Origin of the sequence: Bacteroides bouchesdurhonensis, from assembly GCF_900155865.1 — a bacterium.
Classification (GTDB): Bacteria; Bacteroidota; Bacteroidia; order Bacteroidales; family Bacteroidaceae; genus Bacteroides; species Bacteroides bouchesdurhonensis.
The window spans coordinates 616,106-634,061 of the sequence record NZ_LT707006.1 but is presented as its reverse complement, the minus strand read 5'-3'; the positions used below and the strand labels follow the sequence as shown (position 1 = coordinate 634,061).

10 protein-coding genes are annotated in these 17,956 nt (G+C 40.0%); 5 read left to right on the top strand and 5 right to left on the bottom strand.

What is annotated here, in order from left to right; translation table 11 throughout:
- Positions 1 to 10 precede the first annotated feature (10 nt).
- Together CZ225_RS02405 and CZ225_RS02400 are read left to right on the top strand one after the other, a co-directional pair.
- Positions 11 to 2,056, top strand: a complete 2,046-nt coding sequence (locus tag CZ225_RS02405; RefSeq protein WP_077152849.1) for a RagB/SusD family nutrient uptake outer membrane protein — start codon at positions 11 to 13, stop codon at positions 2,054 to 2,056.
- Between the two features lie 32 nt (positions 2,057 to 2,088).
- Entirely contained in the window at positions 2,089 to 3,099 is a 1,011-nt protein-coding gene (locus tag CZ225_RS02400; RefSeq protein WP_077152848.1) for a DUF4973 domain-containing protein, read from the top strand.
- 855 nt (positions 3,100 to 3,954) lie between these two features.
- Here CZ225_RS02400 and CZ225_RS02395 read toward each other — a convergent pair.
- The 5 genes from CZ225_RS02395 to CZ225_RS02375 form a co-directional block, all read right to left on the bottom strand.
- Entirely contained in the window at positions 3,955 to 4,965 is a 1,011-nt protein-coding gene (locus tag CZ225_RS02395; protein ID WP_077152847.1) for a DUF4973 domain-containing protein, read from the bottom strand.
- A gap of 28 nt (positions 4,966 to 4,993) precedes the next feature.
- Complete coding sequence (locus tag CZ225_RS02390) at positions 4,994 to 7,045, bottom strand: RagB/SusD family nutrient uptake outer membrane protein (RefSeq protein WP_077152846.1); 2,052 nt, start codon at positions 7,043 to 7,045, stop codon at positions 4,994 to 4,996.
- 11 nt (positions 7,046 to 7,056) lie between these two features.
- Entirely contained in the window at positions 7,057 to 10,143 is a 3,087-nt protein-coding gene (locus tag CZ225_RS02385; RefSeq protein ID WP_077152845.1) for a SusC/RagA family TonB-linked outer membrane protein, read from the bottom strand.
- 28 nt (positions 10,144 to 10,171) lie between these two features.
- On the bottom strand, positions 10,172 to 11,629 hold the full coding sequence (locus CZ225_RS02380) for an IPT/TIG domain-containing protein (RefSeq protein ID WP_077152844.1): 1,458 nt from the start codon (positions 11,627 to 11,629) through the stop codon (positions 10,172 to 10,174).
- Positions 11,630 to 12,112: 483 nt separating this feature from the next.
- Entirely contained in the window at positions 12,113 to 13,324 is a 1,212-nt protein-coding gene (locus tag CZ225_RS02375; protein ID WP_077152843.1) for a transposase, read from the bottom strand.
- 319 nt (positions 13,325 to 13,643) lie between these two features.
- On the opposite strand from CZ225_RS02375, the gene metG reads away from it, so the two are divergent.
- The 3 genes from metG to CZ225_RS02360 are packed head-to-tail and all read left to right on the top strand — an operon-like array spanning position 13,644 to position 17,954.
- Complete coding sequence (gene metG / locus CZ225_RS02370; protein ID WP_077152842.1) at positions 13,644 to 15,683, top strand: methionine--tRNA ligase; 2,040 nt, start codon at positions 13,644 to 13,646, stop codon at positions 15,681 to 15,683.
- A gap of 2 nt (positions 15,684 to 15,685) precedes the next feature.
- Positions 15,686 to 17,131: a lipopolysaccharide biosynthesis protein gene (locus CZ225_RS02365; RefSeq protein WP_077152841.1), complete on the top strand. Its 1,446-nt coding sequence runs from the start codon at positions 15,686 to 15,688 to the stop codon at positions 17,129 to 17,131.
- A gap of 7 nt (positions 17,132 to 17,138) precedes the next feature.
- Positions 17,139 to 17,954, top strand: coding sequence for an O-fucosyltransferase family protein (locus CZ225_RS02360; RefSeq protein WP_077152840.1), 816 nt, complete (start codon positions 17,139 to 17,141; stop codon positions 17,952 to 17,954).
- The last annotated feature ends 2 nt before the right edge of the window (positions 17,955 to 17,956 follow it).

The window sequence follows — 17,956 nt, the reverse complement described above, 5'->3', positions numbered from 1 at the left end:
ATAGAATACTATGAAGAAAAAAATACACTTATTGCTGGGAATGGCAGTTGTTGCTTGCGGACTGTCCTTCACTTCCTGCTCCGATTTTCTGAATGTAGAGAAATATTTTGAGGATACACAATCCGAAGATAAAATATTCTCCGATGATATGTATACACTACAGTGGCTTTCTTATTGTTATAGCCGTTTATTGGGTGATAACATAGAAGTGGGCCATTCCCGCTTTTGTCCGCAAAACTTCGCAGACGATCAGGTGTTCAGTGAAACGTATGGCCGTTATAAGGCATACAAACTGGGAGAGATCGGATATGGTTATTCATACAGCGGTTACTACCAGAATGCTTGGAAATGGTCATATGCGGCTATCTATCAAGCGACAGTGTTGATTAATAAAATAGACGTCAATCAAGACTTTACCCCGGAAGAGATTCAAGATGTGAAAGGGCAGGCGCGTTTCCTTCGAGCTTATTTTTACTGGATGTTGTTAAGAAGATATGGACCAATACCTTTGCTACCGACCGAAGGCGTTGATTATACCAAGCCATACGATGAACTGAGTTATCCGCGTAACACATATGATGAGTGTGTAGAATTTATCACTTCGGAAATGGTGCAAGCAGCCAAAGAGTTGCCAGAAGAACGGGATAATTTGAATCTTGCCCGCCCCACCCGGGGAGCCGCCCTAGCGGTACGTGCCAAGGTTTATCTTTATGGGGCCAGCCCATTGGCGAACGGTAATACGGAGATGTCTGATTTTACAGATAAGACTGGACGCGTATTGATTCCACAAGAATATGATGAGTCCAAATGGGCAAAAGCGGCGGCAGCGGCTAGAGATGTAATAGAGGGTGGTTGGTATAAGCTATTCACGGTTAAAAAACGGGAAACGGCAGCCAAGGGAGATTATTCTTATCCAAAAACTATCGAGCCCCCATATAATGAAAAGTTTTCAAACAAACCATTCCCTGACGGATGGGCAGATATAGACCCATTTGACTCTTATCGTTCATTATTTAATGGGGAGGTCTTTCTGTTCAATAATCCGGAGATTATCTTCAGTCGTGTCGTAAACGATGCCGCTGCCGATTTTGATAATCTGGGAGATTATAGCGATGTAGTGCAGTTGGTAAAACATCAAATGCCGTCATCTGTCGGTGGTTGGAATATGCATGCCATGACAATGAAACAGTGTGACGCTTATGACATGGCGGATGGAAAGCCATACGACCGTGCAACCGGTATGACTGGCTTTGCAAGCAGTGATAATAAGAAAGATCGCCCTTATGACAATCTGGAAGACGGCGTTTGGCTGGGATACGCTAACCGTGAACCACGTTTCTACGCGTCTGTAGGTTATAACGGCGCGAGGTGGAACTGTACAAGTGCCACAGGTACCGGTGCTGCCAATGTTATAAACAAACAGGTGTGGTATTATCGCGGTGAAACGGACGGGCGTTCCAATAGTGTCGAGCGGTGGCTGGTTACCGGTATTGGTATAAAGAAATATATCAATCCGTCCGACTGTGCCAATAACAGCGGAAGCATTACACAGAAGCCGGAACCCGCTCTCCGTTATGCAGATATCTTGCTTTCTTATGCGGAAGCGTTGAACAATTTAACAACTACCTATGAGATTCCATCATGGGACGGAAGTACCACATACATCGTTGGTCGCGATATCGAAGAAATGCGTCGTGGTGTGAAACCTGTCCGTATGCGTGCCGGAGTACCTGACTATGATGATGACGTATATAGAGATAGAAACGCATTCTTTGATAAAATCGTACATGAGCGTCAGATCGAGTTCTTTGCTGAAAGTCAGCGTTACTATGATGTACGTCGCTGGAAGATTGCTCCGGAACATGAAGGAGGACAGATTTACGGTTGCAACGTAATGATGGATAAGGAACATGCAGAAGCATTCTACACGCCGGTCAGAGTAACCGGAGTCCAAACCGCTTTTTCTCGGAAACAATATTTCTGGCCTATGAACTATGATGAGTTGCAACGGAATAGAAACATGACTCAAGCTCCGGGATGGCAAGATTACGATTAAGAGATGTAATATAAATAATGAATTAATACAAGATGAAAAAAGTATATATTTTAGGAATCATATTGGGTGCATGTACTTTATTCAGTTCATGTAACGATGAATGGAAAGACGAGCTTTTTACAAGGATGATTTCTTTCAAAGCACCGAACGGCAATAATAGCGTGAGTGATATTTACATACGCTATCAGCCTGATGGTAGCGGCTCGTTTCAATTACCAGTGATTGTCAGCGGTTCTCAAGCTAATACTAAGGATATAGACGTGAAAATCAGTGTGGATAATGATACTCTCGCAATTCTGAATACAGAGAAATATCTGGACCGCAGGGACCTGTGGTACAAGCAATTGCCAGAGCAATTTTATTCATTCCCGACAAACGGAGTTTGCCGTATTCCCGCAGGAAAGGACGTCCAAACCTATGACATCGACTTTCATTTGGAAGGACTGGATTTGAATGAGAAGTGGGTACTCCCGCTGACAATTGAGACAGACCCTTCTTATGAGCTGAATATCCGTAAGGGATATTATAAGGCATTGTTGAATCTTCATCTTTTTAATGATTACTCGGGCACTTACTCTGCAACGGGCATGAATGTCTATTTGGGAGAAAGCAGTAATGATCCTGCCACGGCAGGGACCCGTGATGTTCGGGTAGTGGACGATAAATCGGTTTTCTTCTATGCCGGAACTTGGTGGGAAGAGGATGAGCACCGCGACAAATATAAAGTGATTGTTGAATTTGGTGAAGGAACTGAGGATGCGGATGGAGTGGTTACCGGTCCACTGACTGTTAGAGCTGGTGATGCTGCTAATGAAGCTCAAATCAGTTCGTTTGGTAACTGCCGTTATCGTAGAAGCGTGGAACCGCATCCGACTCAACCGTATATAGAATTACATACTACGGTGATGTATTTGAATTATTATTATACGGATGTCACTTCAGATCCGGCCAATCCAATTCTTTACCGAGTTACAGGTAACATGTCTATGCAACGTTCGGTTAATAAGTTGATTCCGGATCAAGATCAAGCTATTCAGTGGTAAGTCTTTAGTAAATACTGCAAGACATGAACATATGAAGTAAGCCCTAAATGTTATTAACAAACTATTAGGGTTTACTTCTTAATATAACTCTACTAGAAAAAACATCATTTTCTCTATCAACCTATCACCAATTTTCTATATCCCCCTATTCATCGTACTTGCAAGAGGTGATAGGTTGGAAATCAACCTATCACCTTCTCTATCACCTATCACCTTTGCCGGTTCTTGCCATTATCCTCTTCGTTTTATGGATGCGGATAACCTTTTAAACTCCTTAATAGTAAACATACATTTCATTAATAACAAACTTTCTGTTCTTTAATACCTAACTTCTTCTCCCCTGATAGAAAAATTATTTTTGTTAGGAATAAACTATAAACGGAAGTTGCGGTTATATAAATGGAAGTTGAATTTATATAACCGCAACTTTTGTTTATATAACTGCAACTTCCATTTATAGTTTACAAATTAATAAAAACAACTTTACTATTAAAGAAAATAAAGTTTGTAATAGGAGGAGAAGAACTAATCTATTAATACTTCTGCTCATCACTTATAATATCATGAAAATTGTGGATATGGAAAACTGAGCTCGGAAATAAATCGACGACTACATGGGAAGAGGAAATTGAATTTGCGGTTATTGCTGTATAAAAATGGATGGAAGGTTTAACGAGCAAATGTTGTATCATATGAATAAAAATAGATTTTGGTAAAGAATCCGATAGCGTACCGAATACTTTGCCAAAATCTATAGTATCCAACTTATCCACCTTTTGGGGAATACATTATCTTTTCAGAAATTTTCCTTAGTGATACTACATATAATCATCTTATATATAGCTCAGTCGGAAATTACCACTGAATAGCCTGATCTTGATCCGGTATCAACGTATTGATAGAGCGTTGTGTACCCATACTTCCGGTAGCGCGATAACGAATCGGATGATCCGGATCAGATGTATTATCCGTATAATAATAATTCAGGTATATGGTCGTAGTATGCTTTTCGATATGCGGCAGAGTCGCATGCGGTTCTACGCTTCTACGATAATGGCAACTACCAAATGGTTCGATTTGAGTCGGATTTGTTGGATCTACCGCAAACACTTCAATCGGTCCCGTCTCAACTCCGTCTTCATCAATTGTCCCCTCTCCGAATCTGACACCAACTTTATATTGATTACGTTTCTCATCTTCTTCCCACCAAGTTCCGGCATAGAAGAACACTGTCCTGTCGTCTATAACACGTAGCTCGCGAGTAGCTACAGTTGCGGGATCTTTTGTACTTTCACCAATAAAAACACTCACGGCATTCGATGCGTAGCTTCCGGAATAGTCATTGAATAAATGAAGATTCAGTAAGGCTTTATGATATCCTTTACGGATATTTTGCACGTATGACGGATCTTTGTCTATGGTTAATGGAAGTACCCATTTCTCATTCAAGTCCAATCCCTTCAAATTGAAGTCAATGGCAAATGTCTCTGTATTTTTCCCGGCCGGAATATGGCAAACTCCATTTGTCGGGAACGAATAAAATTGTTCCGGAAGTTGATGATACCACAAATCATTGCGGTCCAAGTACTTTTCGCGATTAAAAGTATCAAGCGTATCGTTATCTACACTGATTTTCACATCTATATTCCGGGCGTTTTCCCGTGAACCACTCACAATGACTGGCAACAGAAACGAGCCGGAACCGTCAGATTGGTAACGTACATAAATGTCATGTACTCCCTGACTGCCTAACGGTGCTTTCAATGATACCATCTCCACATATAATTCGTCTTTCCATTCGTCGTTGCATGAACTGAATACAGCACATACTCCTAACATCATTCCTAATATATATAATTTCTTCATATTATATTTTTTTATGTACTTAGATTTATTAATCGTAATCCTGCCATCCGGGTGCCTGAGTCATATTCTTATTTCGTTGTAACTCATCATAGTTCATAGGCCAGAAGTATTGTTTGCGGGAGAAAGCAGTTTGTACTCCTGCTACTCTGACAGGCACATAAAAGGCTTCTTTGTTCGCTTCGTCCATCATCACGTTGCATCCGTAGATCTGTGCACCTTCATGTTCCGGAGCAATCTTCCAACGACGCAAATCATAATAACGCTGACTTTCAGCAAAGAATTCAATCTGACGTTCGTGTACAATTCTTTCAAATAGCAGATCGCGATTCCCGTAAATATCATCAGTAAAATCAGGTACTCCGGCACGCATACGGACGGGTTTTATACCACGGCGCATTTCGTTAATATCACGGCTGATGACATGTGTTTTGCTGCCATCCCATGACTCAATCTCATAACTGTTACCATCTTTTATTTCATTCAAAGCTTCTGCATAAGATACCAATATATCGGCATAACGAAGAGCCGGTTCCAGTTTAGCAAGTATATTTCCACCATGATTCATACAGTCATTCGAATGAACATATTTTTTGATGCCTATACCGGTAACCAGCCAACGTTCACTATTATTGGCACGTCCGTCCGGCTTGCCACGATAGTACCATACTTGCTTGTTGATTACATCAGATGCAGAATTATCCGAAGCACTCGTACAGTTCCATCTTGCACCATTATAACCCACAGATGCATAAAAACGAGGCTCGCGATTGGCATATCCCATCCAAACTCCATCTTCTAGATTATCATAAGGTCGGTCTTTTTTATTTTTAGCACTGGCAAAACCGGATAAGCAAGTTTCACGGTCAAAAGGTTTACCGTCTGCCATATCGTAAGCATCGCATTGTTTCATGGTCATACTGTGCATATTATATCCACCTGCAGAATTTGGTATCTGATGTTTAACTAAATCAATTACATCACAGTAATCTACCAAATAATCATGGTCGCCTTCTGCCCTATTAGTGACGCGACTGAAAATAATCTCCGGGTTATTGTAATAATTGACTTCACCGCTAAATGTCGATCGATATGATTCAAACGGGTCGATATCTTTCCATCCTTCCGGGAAATTCTTTTCCGAATAAACCGGATGATAAGGAGGTTTGATTGTTTTAGGATTCGCATAATCACCGGCAACTTCACTATCGCGGAATTTTCTCGTAAACAACTGATACCATCCGCCTTCTATCACATCTTTCGCAGCAGCAGCGGCTTTCGCCCACTTTTCTTCACTATATTCCTGAGAGATCAGCACGCGCCCGGTCTTGTCTTGGAAATCTGACATTTCAGTGTTTCCATTAAAAAGCGGACTGGCTCCATAGAGATATACTTTGGCACGGACCGCTAGTGCAGCTCCCCGGGTGGGACGTGCCATATTCAAGTTATTGCGTTTCTCCGGCAGTTCCTTGGCAGCTTGTTTCATCTCCTCTGCAATAAATTCCACACACTCATCGTATGTGTTACGTGGATAACTCAGTTCTTCGTAACTTTTTCCGTAATCCACGCCTCCCGTCGGCATGATGGGTACCGGACCGTATCTTCTCATCATTAACCAGTAAAAGTATGCACGTAAGAAACGAGCCTGCCCTTTTACATCAGAAATTTCTTCGGGTGTCAGGTCAATATTTCCGTCTATTCTATTAATCAAAACGGTAGCCTGATAGATAGCAGCGTAAGCCCATTTCCAAGAATTCTGATAATAACCACTGTATGAATAACCGTATCCGATTTCTCCCAGCTTGTAGGCTTTATAACGTCCATAGGTTTCACTAAACACTTGGTCGTCCGCAAAGTTTTGCGGGCAGAAACGGCTATGACCGACTTCTATATTATCTCCCATTAATCGGCAGTAACAATAAGACAACCATTGCATCGTATAAGTTCTATCTGTAAATATCTTATCTTCAGACTGCGTGTCAGCGAAATGCTTTTCTACATTTAAATAATCGCTACAAGAAGTGAAAAACGATCCAAACGTCATTACGGACACTGCTAATAATATATATATTTTTCTATTCATGATATTTTGTTTTATAAGTTAACAGTCAACCCAAGCGTATAGGTTCTACTCAAAGGATACTTTTCACCGGTTCCACTACCCATTTCCGGATCCCAAAGGTCGAATTTGGAGAATGTTAGCAAATTGGTTCCCATGAAATAAATGCGAACTTTATTCAAATAGATACGGTTCATCCACCTTGTAGGCAATGTGTAACCCAATTCCAGATTCTTCAGACGAAGATAAGAACCGTCGCGCATCCAATACGTAGAAGAACGGAAATTGTTACCATTGCCTCCAAAGCTCAAGCGTGGATATTTGGCATTCGGGTTTTCATTGGTACCTAATGACCAATAGTTACCGTCTACATCACTCAGGATATTTCCCCAATATCCTTGGCTAAGAGGATAAGCGACAGACCCGTAGAGAGCGAAAGATGATTTGCCGGCTCCTTGAAAATGTAAATTGAAATCGAATCCTTTCCATTGAGCTGACAAACCGAAACCATAGATCAGGTTTGGTTTAGTCGTAGCTCCGATAGGTACTTCATCATTACCGTCAATCACTCCGTCACCATTCACGTCCTTATATTTGATATCACCTGGGGCTACTTCTCCAAACGTCTGTTTAGGACTGTTACGGATTTCATCATAACTGGAAAACAAACCTTCGGAGATCAATCCTCGCAGTTGATCTACGCGATAGCCCTTTTTATACTTATAGTCAAAGTGGCTGAATTGCTCATCGTATTCTTTAATCTCATTCTTACTATAAGTCATATTGGCACGAAATGTGAGATTAAAATCTCCAAACTTCTGGTTATAAGCAATGTTGCCGTCAAAACCCCTTGACAAGACAGATCCTATATTAGCATACGGAGAGTACTCTAACAATCCGGTGCTGTAAGGTAAGAAAGTACGTTTCATGTAAATTCCGTCACGTTGTTCGTGAAAATAGTCGATAGTACCGCTAAATTTGTCGTTGAACATAGAGAAATCGATACCAACGTCGTGCTTTTTAGCAATTTCCCATGTAATGCCATTAGAGGCAAAATTGCTATAAGTCAATCCTGGATAGAATGTACCGCTAAAGGACTCAGTTCTCACATCACCAAAATAGTAACCATATTTGTCAGCTGTTTTATACGTTGACAGATAAGGAAAACGGATCTTTGTACTACCTTCCATTAGATTATCGTTACCTACTTTACCGTATGAATAACGTAATTTGAACATATTCATCCATTTGAGATTTTTCTTGATAATTGGTTCTTCTGCAATGTTCCATGCTGCGGAATAAGCCGGGAAGAAACCAAACTGGTGTCCGGTAGCAAAGTTCTCTGATCCGTTATAACCAAAATTGAAATCAACAAAATAACGGTATTTCCATCCGTATGTGAAGCGTCCGGCCAAACCTTGATGACGGTTTTGAATGCCTTGAATAGCATTAAGTGTAGGATTTTCAGAAGTGTTTACCGTCTTATCCTGTGTGTATTTCATGACTCCACCTATTATATGATCCCCAAATGTACGGTTATAATGCAACTCCGCTTCCAGATATTCCTTACGGTCACCAGTTGAAGTTGGCGTAATCTTCATTAATTGTTCATCTACCACTTTTTTTAGTTCCAATTGTCCAAAACCGTTGCGTTGGTTTTGCGCTCTCCACATATCAGGCCATTTACGGTGTGCATTGCTATTATAAGTATTGGTATCATAGCCGAAACGTCCGATGAATTTCAGACCTTTAGTGACGAACTTCAAATCTTGCTCCAGATTGATCGTAGTTTGAATTTTATTATTCCAATTTTCAGCATATCCCATCTGAGTAACCAAAAACCATGGGTTTATCTGATTGTTTGTTCCTTGCGCAGCCCACTTTCCATCTTTATATTTCACTGGGGTAGCAATAGGATTGTATGAAAGAGCAGATATCCAAACCTGGCTGGCTGTTCCTCCCGGTTGGTTTTTCTTATCCAGCGAGCCGCTTACACCTACCTTGAGTAAAGTAGTTTTGGTTAGATTCAAGTCTATATTCATACGATAGTTCCAACGGCGATAATTCGCATTAGTATCATATTCCTTCAATCCTTTGTCCGTCTTATACATACCACCTTCATCCACATAGCTGGCAGAAACGAAGTAGCGCGCAGTAGTACCTCCACCACTCAAGTCGACTGTAGCGCGATAGATAGGAGCACCTTTTTTAAGAATCATATCCATCCAGTTTACATTCGGGAAAAGTTCCGGATCAAGTCCGTTACGGAAAAGTTCTACGTCTTCATCCGTATATGGTGCTGGCTTACTACGTGTAGTAAACGCCTCATTTACCATCTGTACATATTTTACACCATCTACAAATTCTGGAGTCTTAGTACGTGTACTGTAAGAAGTCTCCACTTTTGCATTCACTTTCGTTTTACCTTCTTTTCCTCGCTTAGTAGTGATTAATACAACACCATTTGCGCCACGAGAACCATAAATAGCAGTTGCGGAAGCATCTTTCAATACCGAGAAATCTTGAATGTCTTCTACGTTTACTTCATTCAAGCTACGTTCGAATCCATCGACTAAAACCAGTGCACTGGCACCCGCTCCGAAAGTGGAAATACCGCGAATCCAGAACTCGGAAAAGTTCTCACCCGGTTGGCCGGAAGTCTGACGAGCCATAATGCCTGGAACGGTACCTGCTAGTGCATTCGTGATGCTGGCACTGGGAGTTTTTAACTGGGAAACATCGACTGTAGTCACTGCACCTGTCACCGTAATTTTCTTTTGCGCACCAGTACCGGTGATAGTTACTTCGTCAAGTACATTAGCTTCGTCTTCTTTCAACACCACATCGATTACTTTATTCCCTTTCACTATTTTTTCTTGAGTTTTAAAACCTATATAAGAGTATACCAAAGTGGCATATTCACTTACTTTGATTTTATAACGTCCATTTATGTCAGTCATCACTCCAAATCCCGGCATATTCTTCACCGTAATGTTCGCTCCGATAAGTGGCTCCTTATTATTGTCGGTGACAACCCCCGTTACTTCTATTTGTTGTTCCTGAGCATAGGAGGCATTCATACATCCTATCACCAACCAAAACAGTAAAAATATTTTTTTCATATCATCTGTGTTTTTATAGTATATAGTATTATTCGGTTCTCAAATAACGAATACAATGGTTTCCATTATCTACCAAATAGAAAGTTTCTTCTTCCGGATCATAGGTACAGGCACGTGGTGCTTTGAAACGTGCCTCATGTAACGGCTCGCCATCAATATATCCATCAAATTTATTATCAACCGTATAATTACTACGTCCGGCGATAATAGTGGCAACTTGGTCCGGAGTAAGTTTCCACATACAATGTGCCACTTGATCCATAAATACAAAATCGTACATATCACCGTCGGGACGATCCGCATATTTAGGATTATATGCAAAACAACCTGCCCATGGTCTTGCAAAACGCGCTTGAGCACCTACACCTTCCTGAATATTGTTCGCATTATCTTTGCTGCCATAATCACCGGCATAAAGTTGAATACCATTCAGTCGATGTCCTGCTGCATTGTATTCACACTTATAAATAGCACCTGTTTGGATACTGAAAATAAGTACATATTTACCATCGGGATGTGCCTTGATCTTAATTTGCCGTCCTTTATCTGCAGAAACTTGATTCATGGAGCACATTACTTCACATTTTCTGTCAATATAGGGAGGAGTTGCCTGTGCACCGCGATCCATCTTTAGAACTGATCCATTGGGATAAACCGTATAGAATATAGTTCCATCCGGCATATAAGCCACAGCATAAGCACACGGTCCATAACAGTAGGGACGCAACTTACTGAAGTTTTCAGAACGAAGAGCGTACCAGATATTAGTCATTTCTACATTACCCATAGTGCCCTTTCCATTATCGTCGGGAATCAGTAAAGTATCGCCATCGGCAGAGAACTCGAAGGTCTGCATTTTAGGCGAACGGGCTCCCGTATAGATCGTACTTATCTCCTGTTTAGTCAGATTAATCGTGCGAATTGCTTCGTTACCTCCCTGATAATTGATGGTGAAAATAATCTTGTCACCATCTGTCGGTTTCGGATCAAATATCATCCAGTCGGAATAAGGCAGTCCTGCCCCTTCGGAGAAAGCTCCGTCCTGAAACGGGTGTGCATTCGTATTCGGATCGACATTTCTCAATAAGGTACCTACCACGGTTTTGGAGTGATAGTTGAAAGCTTCGTCAAATGTATAGTCCTTCACAACCTTATTGTCCTTGTCTCTGACCACAATATTTATGACACCGCCATATGCACGCCCAGGAAGCATACAATACAGAGTTGAACCATTTGAAGAAATAACGGGTGTTTTTTGTCCGCCAATAGTTACACTAATTTTACTCTCATCTTTACCAAAATTCGAACCACTGATATACAGCCTGGTACGTACGCCACCTTCTTTAGGAGTAAAATCCTTAAACTCAACCGGCCTTGACGGATCACATGGTGTAGTATCCCACACTGTCGGGTCTTTAGTATCGTCTTTACAGCCAGTCACTAACATGCTGCATAATGCTAGCATGTAAATTAAGTGTCTATTCATAAATTAAATAATTAAAAAGGTTAATAAAAATCACGTTACATGTATTTACTTTTATAATATCTATATATTAAAGCGAGCATAATTTCATCATATCAATAAATAGAATTGACAAATATTTAATTCAATCAATAGAATTTATATGTGTTTAATAATTTCAATTTGTTTCAACCAAACATTCCAGACGTTATATCTTTTATCATTCAAAAAGTCTCTTCTATGATACTATGGAACCCTTTTTATTCCCAACATGACATAATGCGAATTATGAATGCTTATTTTTAAAATTGAAAAACAAAATAAGTATTCAATCAATAGATTACACGTGTTTTATTAGTTAAGTAGATGCTTTCAATTATTTTACATGTAATAAGGTCTTCTTATCTTTACTTAATCAGCGGAGAACAATCGGTTATTTCTTACTGCTTTACCTTAATAGAAAATATGTTTCTTATTACAATAGTTCGTTAAATATTTAATTAACATTTACGCAGCAATTGCTGCAAATTTCACTCCCTCTTCCCATAGTCTTCGATTTATTTCCTCGTTAGGATTAATCCCTAACACGGAAATAAATCGTTGCATAAGAAAAAGATTGTGGCACAGCACCTTTACAGATGCCATTGATAGAACAGTTCCCTTCTCCAAGGCTTTCACTTTTGCCAGATTTACACTGGTCAATGAAGCGTTAAAGTGGAAATGCAGTTTGTCCAAGTCGCGACTTTGGCAGTCGGTCAGCCCTGTGAATTGCTTGCTATCCCGGTAGCAAAATTCAATTTGAAAACGAGTCCTGTAATAATCCAGTATATCCATCGCTTTCATCTGCGTGTCCGTAGAGAAATATAACTTACGCACCTTCTTGTCATCACTTTCCCAAATACACAATCGAATATTTCTCCCTAAGGAACGGGAGTGGACGATTGCTGAAAGTATTCGTCCCTCTCCCTTTTCCAACTGAATAATTTCAAAACGTTCCTCTTCCAAGTGTTTCATATCAATTTTACCATCATACAATTTAGGTCGGCCCTTTTTACCCGTAGGTTGTTCCATCGTCAGATACCGGAAATAAGCGTCATCCCGAAAACGACTGATGACATGGAATCCTATATCCAGGGCACCATCCACAAAAGTGGATTTAGAGAAATAAGCATCGGCAACTACATACTTGGTCAGCTGCTGAAGAGTTCCCTTACGGGTACGAAGTACATGCAAATACCAATCTATCAATGTCCATTTAGCTTGTTCCAAGGTTTTCACAGGCGGCGTTTGAACGGCCTCCAAATGGAAGCAGGTATGAAGATCCATATCAATAATACCTATACCGGAGATTTCAAGACCATGCTTAGCCATTTTTGCACAACCGGACCAAAAACGGCCCAGATAGGGAGTGCATTTCCCTGACTTGCTGATATAACTCGGATCGAAAGCGATAGCAACACGGCTACTTATCTGAGATTCAGCCAAAGTCGCATTGAAGCAGAGCCAGTCAAACTTGCGACCAAACTGCTGACGATAGCGTTGTTCGCAAAAGCGACCATAACGACCCAGTTGAAGGAAATTAATCCTACCGGGGATAATCAGATATAAAAGTAGTACTTCAAGCATAAATTTCTCACGCCATTTGTTTATCTTTGCAGCTGACTGACTCAGCAAATTATTTATTATCTCAAGATATTGGTCAAGTTCGTTCAGATTCATTTTTTTCAGGATGTAGGAACCCTTAATATAATGAATTGGTAGGACTTGACCTACTTTTTAGTTGTTAATTCAAAACTTAACGAACTATTGTTATTAAGCTTAATTACAATTGTAAACTTTGAATCTATATTGTAGAACTTTCGGGTTTATATTCGGAACTTTCAATTAAAGCCCTTATTTCTTTAAAATATGAGACTTATTTCAATGATAAAAAAGTAATCTTCCCTTCAAAGACATCTAATGATGTCAGATTTTCCTTATCTTTGCACATTATTATAAAAGCAAGTGCTATAAAAAATAACAAAATACACACTATATAATGGAAAAGAAATTCAAAAGAACTACTGTCACATCGGCATTGCCGTATGCTAACGGACCTGTCCACATTGGTCATTTGGCAGGTGTATATGTACCCGCAGATATCTATGTACGCTATTTGCGGTTGAAAAAAGAAGATGTACTGTTTATTGGAGGTTCAGATGAGCATGGAGTGCCTATTACAATCCGTGCAAAAAAGGAAGGAATTACTCCGCAAGATGTGGTAGACCGCTATCATTCGCTCATTAAGCAATCATTCAAAGAATTTGGTATCTCATTTGACGTGTATAGCCGGACTACTTCGCCTACTCATCACCAACTGGCTTCGGATTTTTTCAAAACTCTCTATAACAAAGGAGAATTTATTGAAAAAACTTCTGAGCAATATTATGATGAAGAAGCTCATCAGTTTCTTGCCGACCGTTATATAACCGGCGAATGTCCTCATTGCCACGCAGAAGGTGCTTACGGTGATCAATGCGAAAAATGCGGTACTTCCTTGTCACCAACAGATCTGATTAATCCTAAAAGTGCCATTAGCGGAAGTAAACCAGTCATGAAAGAAACCAAGCATTGGTATCTTCCTCTTGATAAACATGAAGGCTGGTTGCGTCAATGGATTCTGGAAGACCATAAAGAATGGCGGCCGAATGTATATGGACAGTGCAAGAGTTGGCTCGATATGGGCTTGCAGCCACGTGCGGTGAGCCGCGATCTTGATTGGGGTATTCCTGTTCCCGTCGAAGGTGCTGAGGGTAAAGTACTGTATGTATGGTTTGATGCTCCTATCGGTTATATATCCAACACGAAAGAACTTTTGCCGGACAGTTGGGAAACTTGGTGGAAAGACCCCGAAACTCGTCTGGTTCATTTTATCGGAAAAGATAATATTGTATTCCATTGTATTGTATTTCCTGCTATGTTGAAAGCGGAAGGTAGTTATATCCTGCCGGATAATGTTCCAAGCAACGAATTTTTGAATTTGGAAGGTGATAAAATCTCAACTTCACGAAATTGGGCAGTATGGTTGCATGAATACCTGATTGATTTTCCCGATAAACAAGATGTACTCCGTTATGTATTAACTGCTAATGCACCGGAAACTAAAGACAATGATTTTACCTGGAAAGACTTTCAGGCACGTAATAATAATGAATTGGTAGCCGTTTATGGTAACTTTGTAAATCGGGCTATGGTACTGACTCAAAAATATTTTGATGGAAAAGTGCCAACTTGCGGTGAACTGACAGATTATGACAAAGATACACTAAAGGAATTTGCTGATGTAAAAGCAGAAGTTGAAAAACTACTTGATATTTTCAAATTCCGTGATGCACAAAAAGAAGCCATGAATCTAGCACGTATTGGTAACAAATATCTCGCTGATACTGAACCTTGGAAGTTAGCTAAGACTGATATGGAGCGTGTAGGCACCATTTTGAATATTGCTCTTCAACTAGTTGCTAACCTGGCTATTGCCTTCGAACCATTCCTTCCGTTTAGTTCGGAAAGACTACGTCAGATGTTGAATATGGATAACTTTGATTGGGCTGAACTTGGACGGAGCAATTTGCTTCCGGAAGGCCATCAATTGAACAAGTCGGAATTACTTTTCGAGAAGATTGAAGATGCAACGATCGAGGCTCAGGTACAAAAGTTACTTGATACAAAAAAAGCAAACGAAGAAGCTAATTATAAAGCAAATCCAATACGTCCGAACATTGAATTTGATGACTTCATGAAGCTAGATATTCGTGTGGGGACTATTCTTGAATGTCAAAAGGTGCCCAAAGCAGACAAACTATTACAATTCAAGATTGACGACGGACTGGAAACACGGACTATTGTGTCGGGTATTGCCAAACACTATCAACCCGAAGAATTGGTAGGCAAGCAAGTTTGCTTTATTGCCAATCTGGCTCCACGCAAGTTGAAAGGCATCGTTAGCGAAGGCATGATTCTAAGTGCTGAAAACAATGATGGTAGTCTGGCTGTGATCATGCCGGGACGTGAGGTGAAACCTGGGAGTGAGGTGAAATAAGCATGCCGGAACCGTCACTGAAGCAGAAAGCAGCAAAAGGAATATTCTGGGGAGGATTCAGCAGTGGACTACAGCAACTGCTGAGTGCCCTCTTCGGAATTGTTATTGCCCGTTTATTAGATAATACCGATTATGGAATGTACGGGGTACTCGCTATTTTCATTGCCATAGCCAGTACGCTTCAAGACAGTGGATTTGTAACAGCTTTAGTCAATAAACGAAATGTTACACAAGAAGACTACAATGCTGTTTTCTGGTGCAGTTTAAGTATTGGAACGTCTATATATATCATATTCTTTTTCTGTGCTCCGCTTATTGCCGATTTTTTCAACGCTCCAGAGCTTATATGGCTCTCCAGATATGTTTTTTTAGGTTTTTTAATGTCAAGCACCTCCGTTGTTCACAATGCATATTTTCTTCGTAATCTGATGATAAAACAGAGAGCAATGGCACAATTACCCGCTCTCATTCTATCCGGTACGATAGGGATTATCATGGCATACAATGGGATGTCGTATTGGGGGATAGCAACACAAAATCTTGTATATATTGCTACCATTAATCTCTGGTATTGGCACTTTTCTCCTTGGAGGCCCACTTTTCGCATTGATTTCCGGCCATTAAAAGGCATTTTCGGATTCAGTAGCAAAATACTCGTTACAAGCATCTTCCAACAAATTAATAACAATCTTGTATCTACCATACTTGGTGCATTTTATACTAAGGCAGAAGTGGGTAACTACACACAATCCAGTAAGTGGAATTACATGGGATACAATGCTATAGAGGGAATGATAAGCAGCGTAGCGCAACCCGTTCTGAGAGAAGTAGCTGATGATCCGGAACGACAACAAAACGTATTTCGTAAAATGTTGCGTTTCACTTCTTTCCTTTCTTTTCCTGCAATGTTTGGGCTAGCGTTGATAGCTAAAGAATTTATCATTATTACCATTACTGACAAGTGGATATCCTGTGTACCTATTTTACAGATTCTGTGTGTATGGGGAGCATTTATGCCTGTTATCTCTTTGTACTCCAGGCTGATTCTTAGCAAAGAAAAGCCTAATATATTTATGTGGAACTCAATATTGTTATGTGTCTTACAACTAATTATCATGTTACTTGCCTATCCATACGGAATTCATATCATGTTAATGCTGTTTGTTGTGCTTAACATCATTTGGCTGGGTGTCTGGCAATATTTTATATGGAAGGAGATACGTCTCAGTCTGTGGAATGCATTGAAAGACACCGTACCTTTTGCCGGAGTTGGAACTGCCACTATGGTAGCCACATATTATATAACGATAGGAATCAGTAATATCTATCTCATGCTAATTGCAAAAATAATACTAGCTATCGCTATCTATTCACTTATTATGTGGCTTAGCAAAGTGGCCATTTTTAAAGAGAGCATAAAATATCTATCCGGACGTTCAAAAAAATAAAAGATATATGGATAAATTAACTCTAATCCCCATCGGAGGACTTGCTAACAGAATATATGCAATCACTTCTGCCATAGCATATTGTCAGGCACACTCTATTCCATTAAAAATAGTGTGGTTCAAGGATTGGGGAATGGGAGCCGATTTTCATTCTCTATTCAAGCTTTCACCCACAATCGAAAATGTGGAAATCAAAGATGGCAAATGGTATGATTACCTGATGCTCGATAAACCGCGTCGTAAAAACTTCTGGTTTCCTATTTTCTGGCAAATGATAGCTTTCGATTATCGTATTTATGAAAAAGATATCTACAGATATAAAAATCCACAAGATATCTTCACTGATTTTAAAAAAGGCAAGTTCGTCTACCTCATTCATTTGGCAAAGTTTTATGATGCTCCCAATATGCTGAAGGTTTTTGAACCTAATGAACAGATACAAGCCCGGATCATGGAACGGATAAAAAACTTTCCGGACTATACTGTCGGGATTCATATCAGGCGGACCGACAATACTGCTTCTATTCAGCATAGCCCTCTCACTTTTTTCATTGAAAACATGGAAAAGGAAATGAAACTTCATCCGGAAGTTGCCTTCTATGTGGCTACCGATTCGGAAGAAGACAAAACACGGTTGAAAGAACAGTTCAAAGAACGTATTATCACTTCGCCTTATAAAGCAGATCGTTCAACAAGTGAGGGGATTATTGAAGCGATTACAGAAATGTATGCATTGAAATCTACTCAAAAGATATACGGCTCTTATCGTAGTAGCTACTCTATTCTTGCTGCTGATCTTTCTAATATTCCACTTATCATTTAAAG